The 20,252-nt window shown below is 72.6% G+C and carries 19 protein-coding genes; 9 read left to right on the top strand and 10 right to left on the bottom strand.

Features of this window, described 5'->3' with window-relative positions; translation table 11 throughout:
* Window positions 1–20: 20 nt before the first annotated feature.
* Complete coding sequence (gene ftsH, locus QFZ71_RS12600; RefSeq protein WP_307668325.1) at window positions 21–2,072, top strand: ATP-dependent zinc metalloprotease FtsH; 2,052 nt, start codon at window positions 21–23, stop codon at window positions 2,070–2,072.
* A 166-nt stretch (window positions 2,073–2,238) separates the two neighbouring features.
* Complete coding sequence (gene folE, locus QFZ71_RS12595) at window positions 2,239–2,844, top strand: GTP cyclohydrolase I FolE (protein ID WP_307668324.1); 606 nt, start codon at window positions 2,239–2,241, stop codon at window positions 2,842–2,844.
* A gap of 68 nt (window positions 2,845–2,912) precedes the next feature.
* Here the strand turns inward: folE and QFZ71_RS12590 are convergent, their stop codons facing one another.
* The 6 genes from QFZ71_RS12590 to QFZ71_RS12565 all read right to left on the bottom strand — a co-directional run bounded on the left by QFZ71_RS12590 (window position 2,913) and on the right by QFZ71_RS12565 (window position 7,886).
* On the bottom strand, window positions 2,913–3,398 hold the full coding sequence (locus QFZ71_RS12590) for a DUF3180 domain-containing protein (RefSeq protein ID WP_307668323.1): 486 nt from the start codon (window positions 3,396–3,398) through the stop codon (window positions 2,913–2,915).
* Between the two features lie 74 nt (window positions 3,399–3,472).
* The gene (gene folK / locus QFZ71_RS12585) at window positions 3,473–4,084 is read right to left on the bottom strand and encodes a 2-amino-4-hydroxy-6-hydroxymethyldihydropteridine diphosphokinase (protein ID WP_307668322.1); all 612 of its coding nucleotides are present in this window, start codon (window positions 4,082–4,084) and stop codon (window positions 3,473–3,475) included.
* On the bottom strand, window positions 4,081–4,440 hold the full coding sequence (gene folB / locus QFZ71_RS12580) for a dihydroneopterin aldolase (RefSeq protein WP_307668321.1): 360 nt from the start codon (window positions 4,438–4,440) through the stop codon (window positions 4,081–4,083). Before folB ends, folK begins: the two co-directional genes overlap by 4 nt.
* 251 nt (window positions 4,441–4,691) lie before the next feature.
* Window positions 4,692–5,159 (bottom strand): nuclear transport factor 2 family protein, encoded by a 468-nt coding sequence (locus QFZ71_RS12575; protein WP_307668320.1) that lies wholly within the window; start codon window positions 5,157–5,159, stop codon window positions 4,692–4,694.
* On the bottom strand, window positions 5,156–5,953 hold the full coding sequence (folP, locus tag QFZ71_RS12570) for a dihydropteroate synthase (RefSeq protein ID WP_307671440.1): 798 nt from the start codon (window positions 5,951–5,953) through the stop codon (window positions 5,156–5,158). The genes QFZ71_RS12575 and folP overlap by 4 nt, the downstream gene beginning before the upstream one ends.
* 103 nt (window positions 5,954–6,056) lie before the next feature.
* Window positions 6,057–7,886 (bottom strand): phosphatidylglycerol lysyltransferase domain-containing protein, encoded by a 1,830-nt coding sequence (locus QFZ71_RS12565; protein WP_307668319.1) that lies wholly within the window; start codon window positions 7,884–7,886, stop codon window positions 6,057–6,059.
* 252 nt (window positions 7,887–8,138) lie between these two features.
* Here QFZ71_RS12565 and QFZ71_RS12560 point away from each other — a divergent pair, with 252 nt between their 5' ends.
* Complete coding sequence (locus QFZ71_RS12560) at window positions 8,139–9,269, top strand: esterase family protein (protein WP_307668318.1); 1,131 nt, start codon at window positions 8,139–8,141, stop codon at window positions 9,267–9,269.
* A 209-nt stretch (window positions 9,270–9,478) separates the two neighbouring features.
* On the opposite strand, the gene QFZ71_RS12555 is transcribed toward QFZ71_RS12560, so the two are convergent.
* Window positions 9,479–10,660: an ABC transporter ATP-binding protein gene (locus QFZ71_RS12555; RefSeq protein ID WP_307668317.1), complete on the bottom strand. Its 1,182-nt coding sequence runs from the start codon at window positions 10,658–10,660 to the stop codon at window positions 9,479–9,481.
* A gap of 223 nt (window positions 10,661–10,883) precedes the next feature.
* On the opposite strand from QFZ71_RS12555, the gene QFZ71_RS12550 reads away from it, so the two are divergent.
* The 4 genes from QFZ71_RS12550 (at window position 10,884) to QFZ71_RS12535 (ending at window position 14,606) form a co-directional block, all read left to right on the top strand.
* A complete protein-coding gene (locus QFZ71_RS12550) occupies window positions 10,884–11,651 on the top strand; it encodes an ABC transporter permease (protein WP_307668316.1) in 768 nt (255 codons plus the stop codon).
* Between the two features lie 3 nt (window positions 11,652–11,654).
* Window positions 11,655–12,329, top strand: a complete 675-nt coding sequence (locus tag QFZ71_RS12545; protein WP_307668315.1) for an ABC transporter permease — start codon at window positions 11,655–11,657, stop codon at window positions 12,327–12,329.
* Window positions 12,330–12,397: 68 nt separating this feature from the next.
* Complete coding sequence (locus QFZ71_RS12540) at window positions 12,398–13,369, top strand: ABC transporter substrate-binding protein (RefSeq protein ID WP_307668314.1); 972 nt, start codon at window positions 12,398–12,400, stop codon at window positions 13,367–13,369.
* Window positions 13,370–13,487: 118 nt separating this feature from the next.
* The gene (locus tag QFZ71_RS12535) at window positions 13,488–14,606 is read left to right on the top strand and encodes a hypothetical protein (protein ID WP_307668313.1); all 1,119 of its coding nucleotides are present in this window, start codon (window positions 13,488–13,490) and stop codon (window positions 14,604–14,606) included.
* A gap of 63 nt (window positions 14,607–14,669) precedes the next feature.
* On the opposite strand, the gene QFZ71_RS12530 is transcribed toward QFZ71_RS12535, so the two are convergent.
* Entirely contained in the window at window positions 14,670–15,812 is a 1,143-nt protein-coding gene (locus QFZ71_RS12530) for an NADH-quinone oxidoreductase subunit D (protein ID WP_307668312.1), read from the bottom strand.
* 106 nt (window positions 15,813–15,918) lie between these two features.
* On the bottom strand, window positions 15,919–16,896 hold the full coding sequence (locus QFZ71_RS12525; RefSeq protein ID WP_307671439.1) for an SAM-dependent methyltransferase: 978 nt from the start codon (window positions 16,894–16,896) through the stop codon (window positions 15,919–15,921).
* A 190-nt stretch (window positions 16,897–17,086) separates the two neighbouring features.
* Between QFZ71_RS12525 and QFZ71_RS12520 the strand changes: the two genes are divergently transcribed.
* Both QFZ71_RS12520 and QFZ71_RS12515 read left to right on the top strand, forming a co-directional pair.
* Window positions 17,087–18,289, top strand: coding sequence for a sensor histidine kinase (locus QFZ71_RS12520; protein WP_307668311.1), 1,203 nt, complete (start codon window positions 17,087–17,089; stop codon window positions 18,287–18,289).
* Window positions 18,290–18,349: 60 nt separating this feature from the next.
* Window positions 18,350–19,030 (top strand): response regulator transcription factor, encoded by a 681-nt coding sequence (locus QFZ71_RS12515; RefSeq protein WP_307668310.1) that lies wholly within the window; start codon window positions 18,350–18,352, stop codon window positions 19,028–19,030.
* Window positions 19,031–19,098: 68 nt separating this feature from the next.
* Here the strand turns inward: QFZ71_RS12515 and QFZ71_RS12510 are convergent, their stop codons facing one another.
* Window positions 19,099–20,211: a DUF5937 family protein gene (locus tag QFZ71_RS12510; protein ID WP_307671438.1), complete on the bottom strand. Its 1,113-nt coding sequence runs from the start codon at window positions 20,209–20,211 to the stop codon at window positions 19,099–19,101.
* Window positions 20,212–20,252 lie beyond the last annotated feature (41 nt).

The raw sequence follows: 20,252 nt of genomic DNA, 5'->3' as shown, positions 1-20,252 counted from the left end.
GGCGTCTTCGCTCCGTATGGATGGACGTGAAGCGATACTTCCGTGGGCCGGTCATGTGGATCGTGCTGGCCGTCCTCGCCGTGGTCGTGTTGATGCAGGTCGTCGGCTCGTCGGGCGGCTACAAGACGGTGGACACCGCCAAGGTGGTCCAGGCGATCAGCAAGGACCAGGTGGAGCAGGCCAAGCTGACCACCGGTGACGAACAAATCCTCAAGGTCGAGCTGAAGGACGGCCAGAAGCTCGAGGGCGAGTCCGGCAGCAAGTTCCAGGCGAGCTACATCGGCAACCAGGGCGTCGAGCTCGCCGACACGCTGCAGAAGAAGTTCGAGTCGGGTGACATCGAGAAGGGTTACACCGTCTCGCCGTCGAAGCAGTCCCCGTTCGTCTCGATCCTCCTCTCGCTGCTGCCCTTCGTCCTCATCGTGGTCGTCTTCCTGTTTCTGATGAACCAGATGCAGGGCGGCGGCTCCAAGGTCATGCAGTTCGGCAAGTCCAAGGCCAAGCTGATCACCAAGGACACCCCCAAGACGACCTTCGCCGATGTGGCGGGGTCCGACGAGGCGGTCGAGGAGCTCCACGAGATCAAGGAGTTCCTCCAGGAGCCGGCGAAGTTCCAGGCCGTCGGCGCCAAGATCCCCAAGGGCGTCCTGCTCTACGGGCCGCCCGGTACGGGCAAGACCCTGCTCGCCCGCGCCGTCGCCGGCGAGGCGGGCGTGCCGTTCTACTCGATCTCCGGCTCCGACTTCGTCGAGATGTTCGTCGGCGTCGGCGCCTCGCGGGTGCGCGACCTCTTCGAGCAGGCCAAGGCGAACGCCCCGGCGATCGTCTTCGTCGACGAGATCGACGCCGTCGGCCGCCACCGCGGCGCCGGCATGGGCGGCGGTCACGACGAGCGCGAGCAGACGCTCAACCAGCTGCTCGTGGAGATGGACGGGTTCGACGTGAAGGGCGGCGTCATCCTGATCGCCGCCACGAACCGCCCGGACATCCTCGACCCCGCGCTGCTGCGGCCGGGACGCTTCGACCGGCAGATCGCGGTCGACCGCCCGGACATGCAGGGCCGGCTGGAGATCCTCAAGGTGCACCAGAAGGGCAAGCCCGTCGCGGAGGACGTCGATCTCGGCGCCGTCGCCCGGCGCACGCCCGGCTTCACCGGCGCCGACCTGTCGAACGTGCTGAACGAGGCGGCGCTCCTGACGGCGCGCAGCGGCAAGAAGCTTATCGACAACGAGAGCCTCGACGAGGCGATCGACCGCGTGGTGGCGGGTCCGCAGAAGCGGACCCGGATCATGTCCGAGAAGGAGAAGAAGATCACCGCGTACCACGAGGGCGGACACGCCCTGGTCGCGGCGGCATCTCCCCAGTCGGACCCGGTCCACAAGATCACGATCCTCTCCCGCGGCCGCGCCCTCGGTTACACGATGGTGCTCCCGGAGGAGGACAAGTACTCCACGACCCGCAACGAGATGCTCGACCAGCTGGCGTACATGCTGGGCGGGCGCGCGGCCGAGGAGCTGGTCTTCCACGACCCGACCACCGGTGCGGCGAACGACATCGAGAAGGCCACGGCGACGGCCCGCGCGATGGTCACGCAGTACGGCATGACGGAGCGCCTCGGCGCGATCAAGTTCGGCGGCGACAACTCGGAGCCCTTCCTGGGCCGCGAGATGGGCCACCAGCGCGACTACTCGGAAGAGGTCGCGGCGCTGGTCGACGAGGAGGTCAAGAAACTCATCGAGACCGCCCACAACGACGCGTGGGAGATTCTCGTCGAGAACCGCGACATCCTCGACGCCCTGGTGCTCGAACTCCTGGAGAAGGAGACGCTGGGCAAGGACGAGATCGCGGAGATCTTCGCCCCGATCGTGAAGCGTCCCGCCCGCCCGGCGTGGACCGGGTCCTCCCGGCGCACCCCGTCGACGCGGCCCCCGGTGCTCTCGCCCAAGGAACTGGCCCTCACCAACGGCTCCGCCAACGGTTCGGCCACCCCGCCGGAGATCGCCCCGGCGGACCTGACGAAGGACATCGGCCCGTCCACCGAGCCGATCCCCGAGGACCGTCCCGACAGCTAGTCGCGTCCCGGACGCTCCGGTGAGACCCCCGTCACGGGGGCCGGACCGGGCCCGGAATGGATGCCGCGCCCCCCAGGTTCTAGCCTGTGGGGGCGCGGCTTTTCCGTAGGCCCGCGATGTCCGGTCGCGAACCCGCGCACGGACAGCACAGAGGAACGAGGCACAGATGACCGACCCGGTGACGCTGGACGGCCAGGGTCCGATCGGCGCATTCGACGAGAAGCGGGCCGAGGCGGCCGTGCGCGAGCTGCTGATCGCCGTCGGCGAGAACCCGGACCGCGAGGGTCTGCGGGAGACGCCGGGACGGGTGGCGCGGGCGTACCAGGAGATCCTGGCCGGGCTGCGGCAGGAACCCGAGGACGTGCTCACCACGACCTTCGACCTCGGACACGACGAGATGATCCTGGTGAAGGACATCGAGATCATGTCGCTCTGCGAGCACCACCTGCTGCCCTTCCACGGGGTCGCCCACGTCGGCTACATCCCGGCCGAGACGGGCAAGATCACCGGCCTGTCGAAGCTGGCCCGCCTGGTGGACGTCTTCGCCCGCAGGCCCCAGGTGCAGGAACGTCTCACCACCCAGGTGGCGGACTCGCTCATGCGCATCCTGGAGGCGCGGGGCGCGATCGTGGTGATCGAGGCCGAGCACATGTGCATGTCGGTCCGGGGCATCCGCAAGCCCGGTGCGAAGACCACCACGTCGGCCGTGCGCGGCCAGCTGCGTGACGCCTCGACCCGCGCCGAGGCGATGAGCCTGATACTGGCGCGCTGACGCCCCCGGAACACACCACGGGCCCGGTCCCGGCCGCGTCGTGCGGCCGGGACCGGGCCCGTGGTGTGTCACGCGGCCGCGGTGCCCGTGCCGTCGTCGTTGCCGTCCTCCGGGAGGCGGCAGACGCGCTCCAGGAAGAGGGCGGCGGCGACGACGGCGATGCCGGCGACCACCGCCGCGCCCGCGTAGATGGCCTGGTCGCGGCGGGGCGGGATGTCGAGGAAGCCGAGCAGGAAGACGCCGACGCCGCCGTACAGACCGGCGACCAGGGCGGCGACCAGGGCGCTGGCCTGGCCGAAGACGACCGCGCGGGCCGCGAACAGGGGCTCGACGCCCTTGGCGCCGGGGCGGCGCTCGCGCTGGGCGCGCAGGCGGGTGCGGGTGGACAGGGCGGTGGCGAGGAGGATCACCGCGATCACCGCCAGCACGATCGACGCGGCCAGCGGAACGCTCGGCAGGGTGCCGACGGAGTCCCAGAGGCGGGCCCCGCCCCAGGAGAGGACACCGGCGGCCGCGAAGAGGCCCGCCAGTACCCCGAGCCGTAGTTGCTTCACCGCGTGAGCCGCCCTTCGCGCCGCCTGTACCCGGTCCGGCCGTGCGCCGGACCGCCGTCCGTCGAGCCTAACGATTACTCCGGCAGACGCAGTTCCAGGTCGGCGCGGGGCAGCACACCGGCGCGGCCGATCCCGGCGAGCAGCTCGGCCACCGGTCCGGCGCCGGGCAGCTGGGCCTCGGGGTCCACGTCGTGCCAGGGGGCGAGGACGAAGGCCCGCTCGTGGGCGCGGGGGTGGGGGAGGGTGAGCACCGGGTCGTCGGAGAGGACGTCGGCGTACGCCACGATGTCCACGTCGATGGTGCGGGGGCCCCAGCGCTCCTCGCGGACCCGGTCGAACGCCTCCTCGACGGCCTGGCCGCGCTCCAGCAGGGAGGCGGGGGGCAGCGTCGTCTTCACGAGGATGACGGCGTTGAAGTAGGCGGGCTGGGAGTCCGCGTCGACGCCCCAGGGCTCCGTCTCGTACACCGGGGAGACCGCCTTGACCCGGAGGCCGGGAGTGTCCTCCAGGGCGTCGACGGCCCCCTGGAGGGTCTCCAGCCGGTTGCCCAGATTGGAGCCGAGGGCGATCACGGCCATCTTGGGGTTGGAGAGGGTGACGTCGGCGGCGTCCACCTGCCGGACGACGGCCGCCGGAACCGGCTGTACGGTCGGGTCGCTCTGGCCCTCGGTCGAGAACGCGGTCATGATCGGCTCCGGGTGATGGTGATGGTGACGTCGTCGAAGGGGACGGTGATCGGCGCGTCCGGCTTGTGCACCACGACCTCGACCTCCTGGACGCCTTCGTGCTTCAGGCACTGCTGGGCGATCCGCTCGGCGAGCGTCTCGATCAGATCCACCGGCTCGCCGGTCACCACGTCGACGACCTCCTCGGCCACCACGCCGTAGTGCACCGTGCGGGCCAGGTCGTCGGTGGCCGCCGCGGGCCGGGTGTCGAGACCGAGCACCAGGTCGACGATGAAGGTCTGGCCCTCCTCCCGCTCCCGGGGGAAGACACCGTGGTGCCCGCGGGCCTTGAGGCCGCGCAGCGCGACACGATCCACGCGAATCACTCCTGCTGTCGTTGGTCGGGGGGCGCCCCGGCCGCGTGCGGGCGGTGAGGTGCCGGCTGTCGAATCTACCTGCGAGCACCGGCGGTGCTCGCCCGTGGGGCCATGACCGCGCCCCGGCGGGCTGGTAGCCGCCCATACCCGGTGGCGCCGGGCGCAATCCCCATCGGACCCGTACCCACTCGTGCGGGTGTTTCCTCCTCGGGAGGGGGTTTCCCCCGGCCAAGGAGGAGGGCTTCCGCGCTTCAGGAGGCGGTCGCGTCGTCCTCGTCGGAGTCGGCCAGGACGGGCGATCCGTGGTGGGACCAGAGCTTCCAGCCGTCCGCCGTGTGCCGGAACACGTTGGTGGCGACGACGAGGCGGCCCACCAGCGGGCCCAGCGCGTCGCCCTCCTCGGCCGGACCGCCGCTGAGGATGTTCTCGGTGCAGGTGACCAGAGCGGTGTCGCCGGTCATCGCCACGTTGACGTCGGTGAGGAAGAACTGGATGTAGTCGGTGTTCGCCATGATCAGGGCGTAACTGCGCAGCACCTCACGGCGGCCCGTGAGCACCGGCCAGCCGGGGTGGACGCAGGAGACGGTCAGATCCTCGCCCGGCAGCCAGCCGGCGGAGAGCGCGTCGAGGTTGCCGCGCTCCAGCGCCTCGTAGAAGGCGGTGTTGGCCGCCTCGACCTCCGCGATGTCGGCGGCGGCCCGTGCGTGCTCCTCGTTCACGCGGCTCCCTCGACCGCGCGGGCGACGCGGACCGCGTCGGCGGTGGCCCGCACCTCGTGGACCCGGACCGCCCAGGCGCCGGCCGCCGCGGAGAGCGCGGAGACGGCCGCGGTCGCCGCGTCGCGTTCGCGGGCGGGCGGCGGGGCCGCGCCGTGGCCCGCCAGCACATGTCCGAGGAACCGTTTGCGGGAGGCGGCCACCAGCAGCGGGCGGCCCAGCGCGTGCAGCCCGGCCAGGTGCGCGACCAGCGCCAGGTCGTGGGCCGCGTCCTTGGCGAAGCCGAGGCCGGGGTCGATCACGAGGCGTTCCGGGGCGACCCCGCCCGCGACCACCGCGTCCATCCGCTGCCGCAGCTCGTCGAGGACCTCGGCGACGACGTCCCCGTACACCGCGCGGCTGTTCATCGACTCGCTGAATCCGCGCCAGTGCATCACCACGAACGGGACGTCCGCGTCGGCGACCGCCGGGATCATGTCCGGGTCCGCGAGACCGCCGCTGACGTCGTTGACCAGGACGGCCCCGGCGGCGACGGCCTGTTCCGCGACGCGGGCGCGCATGGTGTCCACGGAGACGGTGACGCCCTCGGAGGCCAGCCCCCGCACGACCGGGACGACCCGGCGCAGCTCCTCCGCCTCGTCGACCCGGCTGGCGCCCGGGCGGGTGGACTCGCCGCCCACGTCGACCAGGTCCGCGCCCTCGGACACCAGGTGCAGGCCGCGTTTGACGGCGGCCGTGGTGTCGAACCAGCGGCCGCCGTCGGAGAAGGAGTCGGGCGTCACGTTGACGACCCCCATGACCGCACAGCGGTCCCACTCCGGCAGCCCTCGGACCGTGCCCCGCGTGCGTGACGTACTCATACGACCAGACTAGAACCTGCCGCACCCGGCGGCGCCGCCGTCAGGCCGCGCTCACCTCGTGCTCGGCGGGCGTCCGTGCCGCGTGACCGCACGGGCGCGCGGTACGGGTGCGGAACGGGCGGGGCGGTGAGAGGTTCACGAACCCTTCCGCCCGCATCGCCGCGAGCCCGATGCGGGGCAGGTCGCGGCTGGTGCGGAAGACCACGAAGCGGGGCTCCCAGCGCGGCTGGAACTTGGCGTTGAACTTGTACAGCGACTCGATCTGGAACCAGCGTGACAGGAAGATCAGCAGCCCGCGCCAGCAGCGCAGCACCGGTCCGGCCCCGAGCCGCTCGCCGCGGGCGAGCGCGGAGCGGAACATGGCGAAGTTCAGCGAGACCCGCGCGACGCCGAGCTTCTCGGCGGCCTGGAGGGAGGCGACGATCAGGAGCTCGTTCATGCCGGGGTCGGCCGAGCGGTCGCGGCGCATCAGCTCCAGCGACATCCCGTCGCGCCCCCAGGGGACGAAGTGGAGGACTGCCTTCAGGTCGCCGTAGGGGGGCTCCTCCGTGCCGGAGCCGGGGAGGTGGGCGGTGGCGATCACGCAGTCGCCGTCGGCCGGGTCGCCGATCCGGCCCAGCGCCATGGAGAAGCCGCGCTCGGTGTCGGTGCCGCGCCAGTCGGCCGCGGCGCGCCGGATGCGGTCCAGCTCGGTGTCGCCGATGTCACGTGCCCGCCGGACCCGGGTCTCGTAACCGGCCCGCTCGATGCGCTTGACCATCTGGCGCACGTTCCGCATGGCCCGTCCGGCGAGGGAGAAATCCGCCGCGTCCACCACCGCCTCGCCCCCCAGCTCCAGGGCGGTGAGCCCGGTCTCGCGGGTCCAGACCTGTCCGCCGGTCTCGCTGCAGCCCATCACGGCGGGCGTCCAGGAGTGCGCCCGTGCCTCGTCCATGAAGCGCTCGATCGCGCCCGGCCACGCCTCCACGTCCCCGACCGGGTCGCCCCCGGCCAGCATCACCCCGGAGACGACCCGGTAGCAGACGGCGGCCTTGCCGCTGGGGGAGAAGACGACGGCCTTGTCGCGGCGGAGCGCGAAGTGGCCGAGCGAGTCCCGGCCGCCGTGCCGCTCCAGCAGGGCCCGCAGCCGCTCCTCGTCGTCCTCCGTGAGGCGGGCGGCCGGGTGTTCGGGGCGGAAGGCGAAGTAGACGGTGGTGACGGCGGTCAGCAGGCCGAGCGCCCCCAGGGAGTAGGCGACCGTCCAACCGGTCCGCCCGGTGTAGTCGACGGGCCCCTCGACGCCGAACAGGCCGTACAGCACGTGCTGGAGGCGGTCGGCGATGGACGGATCCCCGACGACCCGGCCGGGGTGGACGCTGACGATGATCAGCCCGAGCCCCAGCGAACCGGCCCCGAGCAGCACGAAGTTGATGAGGGCACGCCAGCGGCTGCGCGGGTCGGGCAGCGCCCGGAACTGGTCCCGGTGGCGCACCAGCAGCCAGCAGAGCACCAGCGGGACGAGCACCCCGACGATCGAGTGGCGGTACGCGAACTGGGCCGCGGCCCCCGCGGGCAGCAGGACCACCGCCGCCCGCCAGGCCCGCCGCTTGTGCCGCTTCAGCCCGTGCGCGAGCAGGAGCAGCAGCACGCCCGCGCTCAGCGAGAGCGCGGCGGCGAACGGGCCGAACGCTCCGGGGAGCACTTCGGCCAGGGAGTGCACCCGGCTGTGTCGGAAGCGGGGGAAGACCCCGGCGGCGACGTCGATCAGCCCGACGACCGTGCAGGCGGTGCCCACGATCGCCGGTACGGACGCGGGACGCGGCCCCTGGAGCAACCGGCGGACGCGCGGCGGAACCGATACCGACTTGTCCCCATCTAGCGTGACAGACATCGCTTCCCGTGGCTTCGCGTGAGATTCCCTGAGTCCGCCGGCCGGAGCCGCTCGGACGATGTGCGCCCTCTAGGACGGGGGCGGGGGAGCGGGGGTTCACCCACATTCCGGAAATTTCCCGCATCCGGCCTTCCTCCGGCCCTCGGCCGGTCCTGGTCCAGTTCCACGCCCGGCCCCTCGTCCTGTTCCCCGCCCAGTCCCTCGTCCAGTTCCACGTCCAGCCCGGTACGGAAGCACGGAGAAAGCACGCTCATGGGTCTCACCAGCACGGCAGTTCTGGCGGTCGTGGCGGCGGCTGCCGTCGCGCTGTTCGCCGCCACGGTCCGGTTCTGGCCACGGCTCGCCCGGCCCGGCGCGGCCGCCGTCTCGGGCCGGATCGGGCTGCTGCTGGCGACCCAGCTGACGCTGTTCGCCGCGGTGGGACTGGCGGCGAACAACGCCTTTCTCTTCTACGGCTCCTGGGCCGATCTCTTCGGGCAGAAGCAGGAGCTGGGGGTCGTCACCGACCACGGGAGCGGAGCGAAGGGCGCGGCCGGCTCCCGGCACCTGACGCGGATCGCCTCCCGGCACCCGGACGTGCCGGGCGGCCGGGTGCCCTCGGTCGGCGGGCGGATCGACCAGGTGGTGATCTCGGGGCGCACGTCGGGCATCGACTCGCCGGCGTACGTCTATCTGCCGCCCGAGTACTTCCGGGCGGCGTACGCCGGGCGCACGTTCCCGGCCGCCGTGGTCCTCACCGGCTATCCGGGCACGGCCGAGAACCTCCTGAAGGGTCTGCGCTACCCGCAGACGGCGCATGAGCGGGTGAGGGCGGGGAAGGCCCGCCCGATGATCCTGGTGATGCTCCGGCCGACCGTCGCGCCGCCGCGCGACACCGAGTGCGTGGACGTCCCGAAGGGCCCGCGGACGGAGACGTTCTTCGCGAAGGACCTTCCGGAGGCGGTCGCGGGGGCCTACCGGGTCGGGACGAAGGCCCGCAACTGGGGGATCATCGGCAACTCCACCGGCGGTTACTGCGCGTTGAAGCTCGGGATGCTCCACCCGGACCGGTACGCGGCGAGCGCCGGGCTCTCCGCGTACTACCGGGCGGCCGAGGACCCGACGACCGGCGACCTCTTCCAGGGGCGGCAGGAGCTGCGCGACCGGGCCGACCTGCTGTGGAACCTGGAGCACCGGCCGCCGTCGGGCGGGTCCTTCCTGGTGACGACGTCGAGGGAGGGCGAGGACAACCTCGGGAGCACGATGGAGTTCATCGAGAAGGTGAAGGCGCCCGCGCGGGTCTCCTCCATCGTGCTCGACAGCGGCGGGCACAATTTCACGACCTGGCGGCGCGAGATCCCGCCGGCCCTGGAGTGGCTGAGCGCCCGGCTCGGCGCGGACTGAACGCGCCAGGCCGGGGCGTTCGCCACGGGGCGGCGGGGCAGCGGAGCGGGGTGGCGGGGCGGAGCAGCGGGGCGGCCGGGGCATTTCGACGCACTCGACGCGTGAGCGCGCCCCCTCCGGACCGCGTCGCCGCGACGCCGTCGCACCCGCCGAACCGCGTGTCCCGCGCCCCCGCCGCGCCGCCGCGCCCGACCGCCGACCGTGCCCCGCTACGCCGTTGCGATGGTCGCCACCGTCTCCAGGGCGACCTCCGCCCGCGGTACGTCCTGGGCGTCCGCGTCGATCGAGCGGCGCAGGGCCTCGTGCAGCCGGGCCGGGGTCAGCACGCCGAGGAAGCGGCCCTCGCTCTCCTCGGCGATGACCGCGATCCAGCCCGCGTCGTGCTGGAGCATGGTGGCGAACGCCTGCTTGAGGGGCGCGCCCAGCGGAAGCCACGCCTCCATCCGGCGGGCGTGCTCGCGGACGGTCCCCCCGGCGGTCGCCCCCGCGGCGGCATCGGCGGGAATCCAGCCGTGGAGGTTGTCCCGGCCGTCCAGGACGACCGCCCACCGCGCACCTTCGGACCGGAGCCGTTCGGTGGCCGAGGCCAGCGGGTCGTCGAGGTGGACCACCGGCGGCTGGTCGAGGTCGCTCTCCTCGATGGGCGTCACCGACAGCCGCTTGAGGCCGCGGTCCGCACCGACGAAGTCGGCCACGTACGGGGTGGCGGGGGCTCCCAGCACGGTGGCGGGCGAGTCGAACTGCTCGATGCGGCCCTGCCCGTAGACGGCGATCCGGTCGCCGAGGCGGACGGCCTCCTCGATGTCGTGCGTGACGAACAGCACGGTCTTGCGGACCTGGGCCTGGAGTTTCAGGAATTCGTTCTGGAGGTGCTCGCGGACGACCGGATCGACCGCTCCGAAAGGCTCGTCCATCAGGAGGACGGGCGGGTCGGCGGCCAATGCCCGTGCCACGCCGACACGTTGGCGCTGACCGCCGGAAAGCTGTTCCGGATAACGGTCACCGTGAACGGAAGGGTCGAGTCCGACCAGGTCGAGGAGTTCGGCGGCGCGTTCGCGTCCCTTTCCGCGCTTCCAGCCCAGCAGATGGGGAACGGTCGCGGTGTTCTCCAGCACCGTCTTGTGCGGGAAGAGGCCGACCTGCTGGATCACGTAGCCGATTCTGCGGCGCAGTCGCACGGGATCGATGGCGGATATGTCGTCCCCGTCGAGGAATATCCGGCCCTCGGTCGGTTCGATCAGCCGGTTCACCATCTTCATGGTGGTCGTCTTGCCGCAACCGGACGGTCCGACGAGCGTGACCAGTTCACCCTCGGCGACCTCGAAGGAAAGGTCGTCGACGGCGGTCGTGCCGTCGGCGTACCGCTTGGTGACGTGCTCGAAACGGATCATGGTTCCCCATTGTGGAGGGCGTTTCGTGAAGGGCGTGTTGCCGGAATGCGACAGCCCTCCGCGATGGTCGGTGGTCGAGGATAGGCTCGCCAGTCATCAGTTCGATTCGGGAGATCCGGCGCGATCCGGGGGCCCGGGGAGAACGGGAGGGCCTCGGAGGGTGTTCCGGAAAGGGTCCGGGGCAGTGGTCCGGGTGGTGAGGGGAGCGGGAGGTGGAGGGCGGATGGCCGAGCAGAGCTGCCTGGTGACGAACGACTGGATCTGCGGGGAGTATCTGCGTTCCCGCAGCCAGGAGTTGACGGACGCGACCGTGCAGCACATCGGCATCACGGTCGCCTCGGTGCTGATCGGGCTCGCGGTGGCCTTTCCGCTGGCGCTGCTCGCCCGCCGGGGCCGGGGGTTCGCCGGGACGGTGCTCGGGCTGACGACCGTGCTCTACACCGTGCCCTCGCTGGCGATGTTCTCGCTGCTGCTGCCCCTGTTCGGGCTGTCGGCCGCCCTCGTCGTGACCGGGCTGGTGCTCTACTCGCTGACCATCCTCGTGCGCAACATCCTGGCCGGGCTCGAAGCGGTGCCGCAGGAGGCCAGGGAGGCCGCGCGCGGCATGGGGTACGGGCCGGCGAGGCTGCTGTGGGAGGTGGAGCTGCCGCTGGCGCTGCCGGCGGTGATGGCGGGTCTGCGGATAGCCACCGTGTCGACCGTCGCGCTGACCACGGTCGGCTCGCTCGTCGGCAAGGGCGGCCTCGGCAATCTCATCGAGGACGCGCTCCCCAGCTTCTTCAGGGCCCAGGTGCTCACCGCCTCGGTGCTGTGCGTGCTGCTCGCGGTGGCGGCGGATCTGCTGCTGCTCGGCCTCCAGCGGCTGTTGACGCCCTGGACGCGCCTCCCCGGAGCGGCCCGGCCGGCCGCGACGAGGACGGACACGGGGCCACCGGTCCCGGCGACGACGGACGCGGGGCCGCCCGCCCCGGCGAAGACGGAGGTGGGCTGATCCGTGGGAGTCATCGGCGACGCCTGGGCCTGGCTGACCACCGGGGCCAACTGGTCGGGGGACGGCGGGGCCGCCCACCGGCTCGGCGAGCACCTGTACGTGAGCGGGGTCGCCCTCGCGGCAGCCTGCGCGCTGGCCCTGCCGCTCGCCCTGTACCTGGGGCACATCGGCAGGGGAGGGCCGCTCGCGGTCAACATCTCCAACGTGGGGCGGGCCGTCCCGGTCTTCGCGGTCCTGGCCCTGTTCATGGTCACGCCCCTGCGCAACGCGGGGTACTGGCCCACCATCATCGCGCTGGTGCTGTTCGCGGTGCCGCCGCTGCTGACCAACGCCTATGTCGGCATGCGGGAGGTGGACCGGGCCGTGGTGGAGGCGGCGCGCGGCATGGGGATGTCGGGCGTCCAGCTCTTCGTCCGGGTCGAGCTGCCGCTCGCCCACCCGATGATCATGACCGGGCTGCGCTCCGCCGCCGTCCAGGTCGTGGCCACCGCCTCCATCGCCGCGATGGTCGGCCTCGGCGGTCTCGGCCGCATCATCACCGCCGGGTTCAACACCTACGACACCGCCCAGGTCTTCGCCGGGGCCGTCCTGGTCGCCGGGCTCGCCCTGGCGGTGGAGGGCGTGCTGGTGGGCCTGGACCGGCTGCTCTCCCCCCTCCGCCGGCGCAGGTCCGCATGAGCGCACAGCATGCTTCCGGCGTGCTTTCTTCTGATCACATTCCTCGGTTCGGACGGAGAACGACACATATGAGCAGGACCACGCGGATAGCCGGTGCGGTCGTCGGCATGGTGGCGCTGGCCGGGTCGCTCGCGGCCTGCGGCGGCGACAGCCTGGAGCAGGAGAAGGGCGGTTCGGGCTCCTCGGGCGGCGGTGGCGAGAAGGGCACGCTGGTCGTCGGCTCGGCCGCGTTCACCGAGTCCAAGGTGCTCGCCGAGCTGTACGCGCGAATCCTGGGCGACGCCGGATACAGCACCTCCGTCACCACGGTGAAGAACCGTGAGCTGTACGAGCCGTCGCTGGAGAAGGGCGAGATCGACGTCGTACCGGAGTACGCGGCCACGATCGCCGAATTCCTCAACGCCAAGGTCAACGGCGCCGACAAGGCGCAGGCCGAGCCGGTGGCCTCCGGCGACGTCGAGGCCACGGTCTCCGCGCTGAAGGGCCTCGCCGGACCGCTGGGCCTCACGGTCCTCCCGGCCGGAAAGGCCGTGGACCAGAACGCCTTCGCGGTCTCGAAGGAATTCGCCGAGAAGAACGACCTCACGACCCTTTCCGATCTGGGGAAGGCGAAGATCAAGGTCAAGATCGCGGCGGGCGACGAGTGCGAGGTACGGCCGTTCTGTGCGCCCGGCCTCAAGAAGACGTACGGCATCGACGTCACCGGTATCGACCCCAAGGGCGTCGGCAGCCCGCAGTCCAAGCAGGCGGTCCGCGACGGCAAGGCCCAACTGGTCCTGACGACCACGACGGACGCGGTGATGGACGGGCTCGTGTTCCTGGAGGACGACAAGAAGCTGCAGAACGCGGACAACGTCCTTCCGGTTCTGCATACGAAGGACGCGGGCGCGCCGGAGATCGCCGACGCGCTGGGCAAGCTGACCGCCACGCTCACGACCGAAGATCTCGCCGAGCTGAACCGGAAGGTCGACGCCGAGCGGGCCAAGCCCGCCGATGTCGCCCAGGAGTATCTGGAGTCGAAGAACCTGATCGGGAAGTAGCGCGCGGTCCGGGGAAAAGGGCCGGGAGGAGCGACTTCGGGGGCCGCGAGGTAACCGGCGGGGAACAGATTTCCGGGCGGCCCCCCAAGTGGCCCGTACACACGGTAAATTTCAGGCCATGCCACGTGGACGCCACCGCCATTCGCCGCCCCTCCACAGAATCCTGCCCCCCTCCGTGGTGGCGGGCGTGTCGGTCGTCGGTGCCGCCGGCGCCTGGCTGCTGTCCGAACCCCTGCTCCTGCGCGGCCTGGTGGCCGCTGTGGCGGCCGCCGCCGTCACCGGCGCGTACCTGATGCGGAGCTGGGACCGGGCCGCGGGACTGCGGGTCGCCGAGCTGACGCGCGCCCGCACCCGCGACGAATGGCGGGCCGAGGAGCGGATCGCCGAGCTGGAGCAGGACCTGGAGGAGTCGCGCGAGCTGCGCACCCGACTGGAGACCAAGCTCCGCCGCAAGCGCGTGGAGCTGGCGGGACTGCGCGGGGAGCACGCCGGACTGCTGCGTCGTTACGCCAATGCCGAGACCGAGCGGGCCAGCGCGCTGGAGGGCCGCAGGCAGCTCGCCATCGAGGCGTCCGCGCCCAGGGAGCTGCTGCCCGCACGGTCCACGCCGACGCCCGAGACGTACCGGCGCGCGGACGAGGCCCTGATGAACCTCACGCGCAACGCGAAAATCCAGGAGGCCCGCCGTACGGCGGAGTTGGTCCGGCGGCGCGCACTCGCCGGGCGCTCCCCGGCGACGGGCCCGAAGACCCCGGAAGCGGGAGCCCCGGAGACGGTGGGCCCGCGGGCTTCGGACGCCTCCGCGCTCGCGCCCGCGGCCGTGCCGCGCGCGACCCCGGCGGCCTCGTCCGTCGTCCCGTACGCGGCGCGCCGCCACCTGTCGCCGCAGGGCGCCTTCGACTACTTCGGCAACCAGGGCGCCCGCACCACCCCGAGCGCCCGCACGCCTCGGGGCGCCCGGAGCGCTCAGGACGGCGGAGGCGCCCGCAGCCCCCGCGAGGACTCGGGTCCCCAGGAGGATCCGGGTCCCCGGACGACCCCGGCCGCCCAGCAGGCGAACGCCGCGATCGAGTCCGTGCAGAACGAGGACCTCGCGGACGTCGTCGGCGAGGAGGCGCTCGCCGCCCACCGCACGGGGGCGGTGGAGCACCGCGCGGTCGGCAAGGTCATCGACCTCACCGCGCACGACGAGACCGAGCAGATCGACGTGGCGCGGCTGCGCGGCGCGGTGTCCTGACCGGACACCGCACGGCGTGATGCCCGCGGCCGGACACCGGCCGCGGGCGGGCCCGGTGGGGGGCTACTTGTCGATGTCCCCGACGACGAAGAACAGCGAGCCCAGGATCGCCACCATGTCGGCGACCAGCGTGCCCGGCAGCAGTTCGGTGAGCGCCTGGATGTTGTTGAACGAGGCCGAGCGCAGCTTCAGCCGGTAGGGCGTCTTCTCGCCCTTGGACACCAGGTAGTAGCCGTTGACCCCGAGCGGGTTCTCCGTCCAGGCGTAGGTGTGGCCCTCCGGCGCCTTGAGCACCTTGGGCAGCCGCTGGTTGATCGGGCCGGGCGCCAGGCCGGCCATCCGGTCCAGACAGGCGTCGGCCAGGTCCAGCGAGTTGAGCGTCTGCTCCAGCAGGCACTCGAAACGGGCCAGGCAGTCGCCCTCGGTCCGGGTGACGACCTCCAGGGTGTCCAGCAGCTCCCCGTACGCGAGGTACGGCTCGTCGCGCCGCAGGTCGAAGTCGACGCCCGAGGCGCGGGCGATCGGGCCGGACACCCCGTACGCGTGCACCGCCCCGGCGGACAGGACGCCCACGTCCCGCGTACGGCCCCGGAAGATCTCGTTGCCGAGGACCAGGTCCTCGTACACGTCCATCCGGGAGCGGACGGAGGCGACCGCGTCGCGGACCCGGCCGGTCCAGCCCGCCGGGATGTCCTCCTTGAGCCCGCCGACCCGGTTGAACATGTAGTGCATCCGCCCGCCGGAGACCTCCTCCATCACCGCCTGGAGCTCCTCGCGCTCCCGGAAGGCGTGGAAGACGGGGGTGATGCCGCCGAGTTCGAGGGGGTAGGAGCCGAGGAACATCAGGTGGTTGAGGACCCGGTTCAGCTCGGCCAGCAGCGTTCGCGTCCACACCGCGCGCTCGGGCACCTCCATGCCGAGCATCCGCTCGACGGCCATCACGACGCCCAGCTCGTTCGAGAACGCGGAGAGCCAGTCGTGGCGGTTGGCGAGCATGACGATCTGCCGGTAGTCGCGGGCCTCGAACAGCTTCTCCGCGCCCCGGTGCATGTACCCGACGACCGGCTCCGCGTGCTGGACGCGCTCGCCGTCCAGCACGATCCGCAGCCGGAGGACCCCGTGCGTCGAGGGGTGCTGGGGACCGATGTTCAGCACCATGTCGGTGCTCTCCGCCGCTCCGCCGATGCCGATCGTCGTCTCCGTCATGCGGGACAGTATTCCCCCTGCATTCCCCCTGCTGCGTTCCCCCTGATTCCGTCCGGCCCCGTCGCGCCGGGATTCCCCCCGGCCCGGTCGGGCCTGGGGCCGGTGGTCACCCGCGTTCCGGCAGGCCCACCCGGTGCAGCAGCCAGCCGAAGTCGCCGAGACCGCCGCGTGCGGTCAGCTCCGCCGCCTCGCCGGCCGCCGCCAGCGCGCGCACGTACCCCGCCGGATCGGTGGCGGCCAGGTGCAGCGGCGGCCGGTCGCCGCCCACGCCGAGGCGGTGCAGCGCGGTCCGCTGGTCGGTCAGTTCGGCGCTCGCGTACGGGACCGCCGCCGCGCAGGCGTCCAGCGCCACGTGCGCGGTCAGATCGTGGGAGCCGTCCGGCACGGGCCGCACCTCGCGCCCGCCCCGGAAGCCGGTCAGCGTCCCGAAGGGCGGCCGGGCGCCCCGTACATGGGCGTAGTCCACCGCCACCGCGAGTCCGGCGGCCAGGCACCCCACCGCCCCCGCCCAGGCCGCGTCGCGGGGCCGCCCGATCTCCGCCCGCTCGCCCGGTGCGGACAGTGGCCACCAGCGCTCCAGCCACGCCGCGTCCGCCCCGGCCACCGGCTCGCCCAGCCGCTCCGCCCCGTCGGAGGTCCGCACCTCGACGTACCGGGGGACGCCGTCCGCGTCCGCCTCCGCCACCTCCGCCGGAACGTTGTCCAGCCACTCGTTGGCGAACAGCAGCCCCGTGACCCCGGCCGGCGGCTCCGCGCACCACACGATCCGGGGGTCCAGGCCCGGCGGCCGGGCGGCGATCTCGACGGCGTACGGGGTCACCTCCAGCCCCTCCGGCAGCGCGGCCAGCACTCCGGTCAGCAGCTCGCCCCGCCCCGCGCCCATGTCCACCAGCGCGATCGTGCCGGTGCCCAGCTCCCGTGCGATCCCGGTCAGCAGCCGGGCCACCGCCCCCGCGAAGAGGGGCGAGGCGTGCACCGACGTACGGAAATGCCCCGCGGGCCCCTCCGGTCCGCAGTAGAAGCCCTCGTCCCCGTACAGGGCGGTCCGCGCCGCCTCCCGCCAACCGCGCCACTCGTCCGTCACGTCCGTCACCCGGCCCAGTCTCCCGCCCCGGGGCCCGCGTGCGGGTCCCGGGGGCGCTCGGGGGCCCGGCGCGGACGGGTCTCCACCTCGGGAAGCCGGGCCGCCCTCCACCTTGGGGAGTACGGGCCCGGAGCCGGATCGGCCCTCCGGTTGACCCGGGCACCGATCGGCTGTCCTTACGCTTGGTCACGTGCAGCGCCTCTACGACTTCATCCGCAGACACCCGACGGGCGTCGACGTCTTCTGGGCCGTCTTCCTCCTCGGGCTCTCCGGCCTGTCGCTGGTGTCGGGCACGTACGACGCGGGGCGCGAGGCGATCGTCGCGGTCCCGGTCGCGCTCGGTCTCTCCACGGTCGTGGCGCTGCGCCGCAGGGCCCCCGAGAAGATGCTGCTGCTCACGATCCTGGTGGGCGTCGTGCAGCTGGTGTTCGACGTCCGGCCGGGCGTCGGGGACTTCGCGATGCTGGTGATCACGTACACCGTGGCCACGATCGGGGAGCGCTGGGCGTCCCGGCTCGCCCTGGTCTGCAGCCTGAGCGCGGCGGCCCTGTCCCAGCTGCGGTGGGAGGCCGAGCCGGGCGGGTCCTGGGCGCAGGTGATCTTCGTGACGATCATCATGACCGTGCCGTTCGTCCTGGCCTGGGTGCTCGGGGACTCGCTGCGGACCCGGCGCGCCTACTTCGACCAGCTGGAGGAGCGGGCCGCCCGGCTGGAGCGGGAACGCGAGGCGCAGTCCAAGGTCGCGGTCGCCGCCGAACGGGCCCGGATCGCCCGCGAACTGCACGACGTCGTCGCGCACAACGTGTCCGTGATGGTCGTCCAGGCCGACGGCGCCGCGTATGTCATGGACGCCGCCCCCGACCAGGCCCGCCAGGCGCTGGAGACCATCTCCAGCACCGGCCGCCAGGCGCTGGCGGAGATGCGGCGGCTGCTGGGCGTGCTGCGGACCGGTGACGGCCCGGAGAGCGGGGAGTACGTTCCCCAGCCCGACGTGCGGCAGATCGAGGACCTGGTCGAGCAGGTCCGGCAGACCGGTCTGGAGGTCGACTTCAAGGTCGAGGGCACGCCCCGCCCGCTGCCCAGCGGTGTGGAGCTGACCGCGTACCGGGTCGTCCAGGAGGCCCTGACGAACACCCGCAAGCACGGCGGCCCCGATGCCGGGGCGAGCGTCCGGCTGGTCTACTTCGACGACGGCCTCGGCCTGCTGATCGAGGACGACGGCCGGGGAGCCGCGCACGAGCTGTACGAGGACGGCGGCGCGGACGGCGCCGGGCACGGGATGATCGGGATGCGGGAGCGGGTCGGCATGGTCGGCGGCACGCTGGACGCCGGGCCCCGGCCCGGCGGCGGTTTCCGGATCAGCGCCCTGCTGCCGCTCAAGCCGCCGAGCTGACCGGCCGCACGACCGACCGCTCCGACCCCGAGACCCGACCCAGGACAGGACACGATCCCCATGACCACGGCCATCCGCGTGATGCTCGTCGACGACCAGGTGCTGCTGCGGACCGGTTTCCGGATGGTGCTCGCGGCCCAACCCGACATGGAGGTCGTGGCCGAGGCCGGGGACGGGGCGGAGGCGATCGAGCTGCTGCGGTCCACCCCCGTCGACGTGGTGCTGATGGACGTCCGCATGCCCCGGCTGGACGGCGTCGAGGCGACCCGCCGCATCTGCGCGCAGCAGGACCCGCCGAAGGTGCTCATCCTGACCACGTTCGACCTCGACGAGTACGCCTTCTCCGGGCTGAAGGCGGGGGCCAGCGGCTTCATGCTCAAGGACGTGCCGCCCGCCGAACTCCTCGCCGCGATCCGCTCGGTGCACAGCGGGGACGCGGTCGTCGCCCCCTCCACCACCCGCCGGCTGCTCGACCGCTTCTCGCCGATGCTGCCCAGCGGCGGCAAGGAGCCCGTGAACAAGCACGTCGGCAAGCTCACCGAACGCGAACGGGAAGTCACGCTCCTGGTCGCCCAGGGCCTCTCCAACGGGGAGATCGCCGCCCGCCTCGTCCTCTCCGAGGCCACGGTCAAGACGCACGTCGGCCGCATCCTCACCAAGCTGAACCTCCGCGACCGGGTCCAGGTCGTCGTCCTCGCCTACGAGACCGGCCTGGTCCGGGCCGGCGGCGGCGCGGGCTGACGCGGGACGGCCGGACAGCCGGACCGCGCGGCCGGGCCTTCCACGGCATCCCCCCGCACAGGCTCCGCTCAGCGCAGGACGCCCTCCAGGAAGTCGCTGCCGAGCCGGGCGACGACCGTCAGGTCCAGCTGGTGCAGGACGTAGCGGCCGCGACGCCGCGTGGTGACCAGCCCCGCCTTCTTGAGCACGGAGAGGTGGCGGGAGACCTCGGGGGAGGTGATGCCGTTGGAGTCGGCCAGCTCGCCCGTGGTGTACGGGGAGCGGGCCAGGTTGCGGCAGAGGCGCATCCGCAGCGGGTGGGCCAGCGCCTCCAGACGGAGCTGGAGCAGCTCCACGGAGGCGGGCGCGGGAAGGTCGGGCAGGTGGACCGGGTAGTGGATGACCGGCCGCCAGCCCGGTGCGTGCAGCACCATCAGGTGGGGCCGGCCGAAGCTGGTGGGGATGAGCGTCAGGCCCCGGCCGACGCCGGCGTCCACGGCGGTGGTCCGGCCCTCGGACAGCTTGTCGACGCTGATCCGGCCGGCCTCCTCGTCCAGCGTCACGGCGGCGGAGACCGCCCCGACCGCGTCGGCCAGCCCCTTGCGCCGCAGGAGCTGCGTCTTGTGCCGGGCGTCCGCGACCAGCTGTACGGAGACCCGCCGCCAGGTGTCCGCGAAGAACGCCTGGTCGCAGTCCTCGAACAGCCTCCGTACCCAGCCGCGTACGGAGGCGGGGTCGGCCAGCAGCCGGCGGGTGAAGTCCATCTGCTGCGGGCCGCGCGCCGCCGCCAGGTCCAGGGCGCGCACCCGCATCGCCTCGTTCCCCAGCGGGGACGGCGACCCGGCCCCGTAATGGCTGGCGCAGGTGAATTCCAGGGCCGCGGCGACGAACCGTTCGTCGTCCAGCTTGTCCAGCAGGTCCAGGTCCTCCGCGAGAGTGGCCCCGGTCCTGCCGTCGCCGCCCCGGATGCCGGAGAACGGCATGAACACGTCGGAGAAGGTGTTCCGCCACAGGAACTCCGCCTCCAGCATCCGGTCCGCGAGGTCGGGCTCCAGGGCCGCCGCGGTCGCGGTCGCCCAGCCGTGCAGCCCCGGATGGTGGCCGGGCTCGGAGAGCGCGTGCAGGGCCAGGCCCAGCTCGGCCAGCGGAGAGGTCGCGAAGACGACCTGGTCGGTGGGGAGTCCCGCGATGTCTATGTGCACGCTCACCCCTCCATGGTGGGGGACCGGAGGGCGGGCCGTCG

The organism is Streptomyces sp. V2I9, assembly GCF_030817475.1.
Classification (GTDB): Bacteria; Actinomycetota; Actinomycetes; order Streptomycetales; family Streptomycetaceae; genus Streptomyces.
Note: the sequence above shows the minus strand (reverse complement) of the source record. Positions and strands in the feature narration are given on the sequence as shown.

Excerpts from the sequence above, each read along its gene's own strand:
- ftsH (WP_307668325.1), top strand. The coding sequence starts at position 21 with ATGGACGTGAAGCGATACTTCCGTGGGCCGGTCATGTGGATCGTGCTG.
- folE (WP_307668324.1), top strand. The coding sequence starts at position 2,239 with ATGACCGACCCGGTGACGCTGGACGGCCAGGGTCCGATCGGCGCATTC.
- folK (WP_307668322.1), bottom strand. The coding sequence starts at position 4,084 with ATGACCGCGTTCTCGACCGAGGGCCAGAGCGACCCGACCGTACAGCCG.
- folP (WP_307671440.1), bottom strand. The coding sequence starts at position 5,953 with ATGGGGGTCGTCAACGTGACGCCCGACTCCTTCTCCGACGGCGGCCGC.
- QFZ71_RS12565 (WP_307668319.1), bottom strand. The coding sequence starts at position 7,886 with ATGTCTGTCACGCTAGATGGGGACAAGTCGGTATCGGTTCCGCCGCGC.
- QFZ71_RS12560 (WP_307668318.1), top strand. The coding sequence starts at position 8,139 with ATGGGTCTCACCAGCACGGCAGTTCTGGCGGTCGTGGCGGCGGCTGCC.
- QFZ71_RS12555 (WP_307668317.1), bottom strand. The coding sequence starts at position 10,660 with ATGATCCGTTTCGAGCACGTCACCAAGCGGTACGCCGACGGCACGACC.
- QFZ71_RS12550 (WP_307668316.1), top strand. The coding sequence starts at position 10,884 with ATGGCCGAGCAGAGCTGCCTGGTGACGAACGACTGGATCTGCGGGGAG.
- QFZ71_RS12540 (WP_307668314.1), top strand. The coding sequence starts at position 12,398 with ATGAGCAGGACCACGCGGATAGCCGGTGCGGTCGTCGGCATGGTGGCG.
- QFZ71_RS12535 (WP_307668313.1), top strand. The coding sequence starts at position 13,488 with ATGCCACGTGGACGCCACCGCCATTCGCCGCCCCTCCACAGAATCCTG.
- QFZ71_RS12530 (WP_307668312.1), bottom strand. The coding sequence starts at position 15,812 with ATGACGGAGACGACGATCGGCATCGGCGGAGCGGCGGAGAGCACCGAC.
- QFZ71_RS12515 (WP_307668310.1), top strand. The coding sequence starts at position 18,350 with ATGACCACGGCCATCCGCGTGATGCTCGTCGACGACCAGGTGCTGCTG.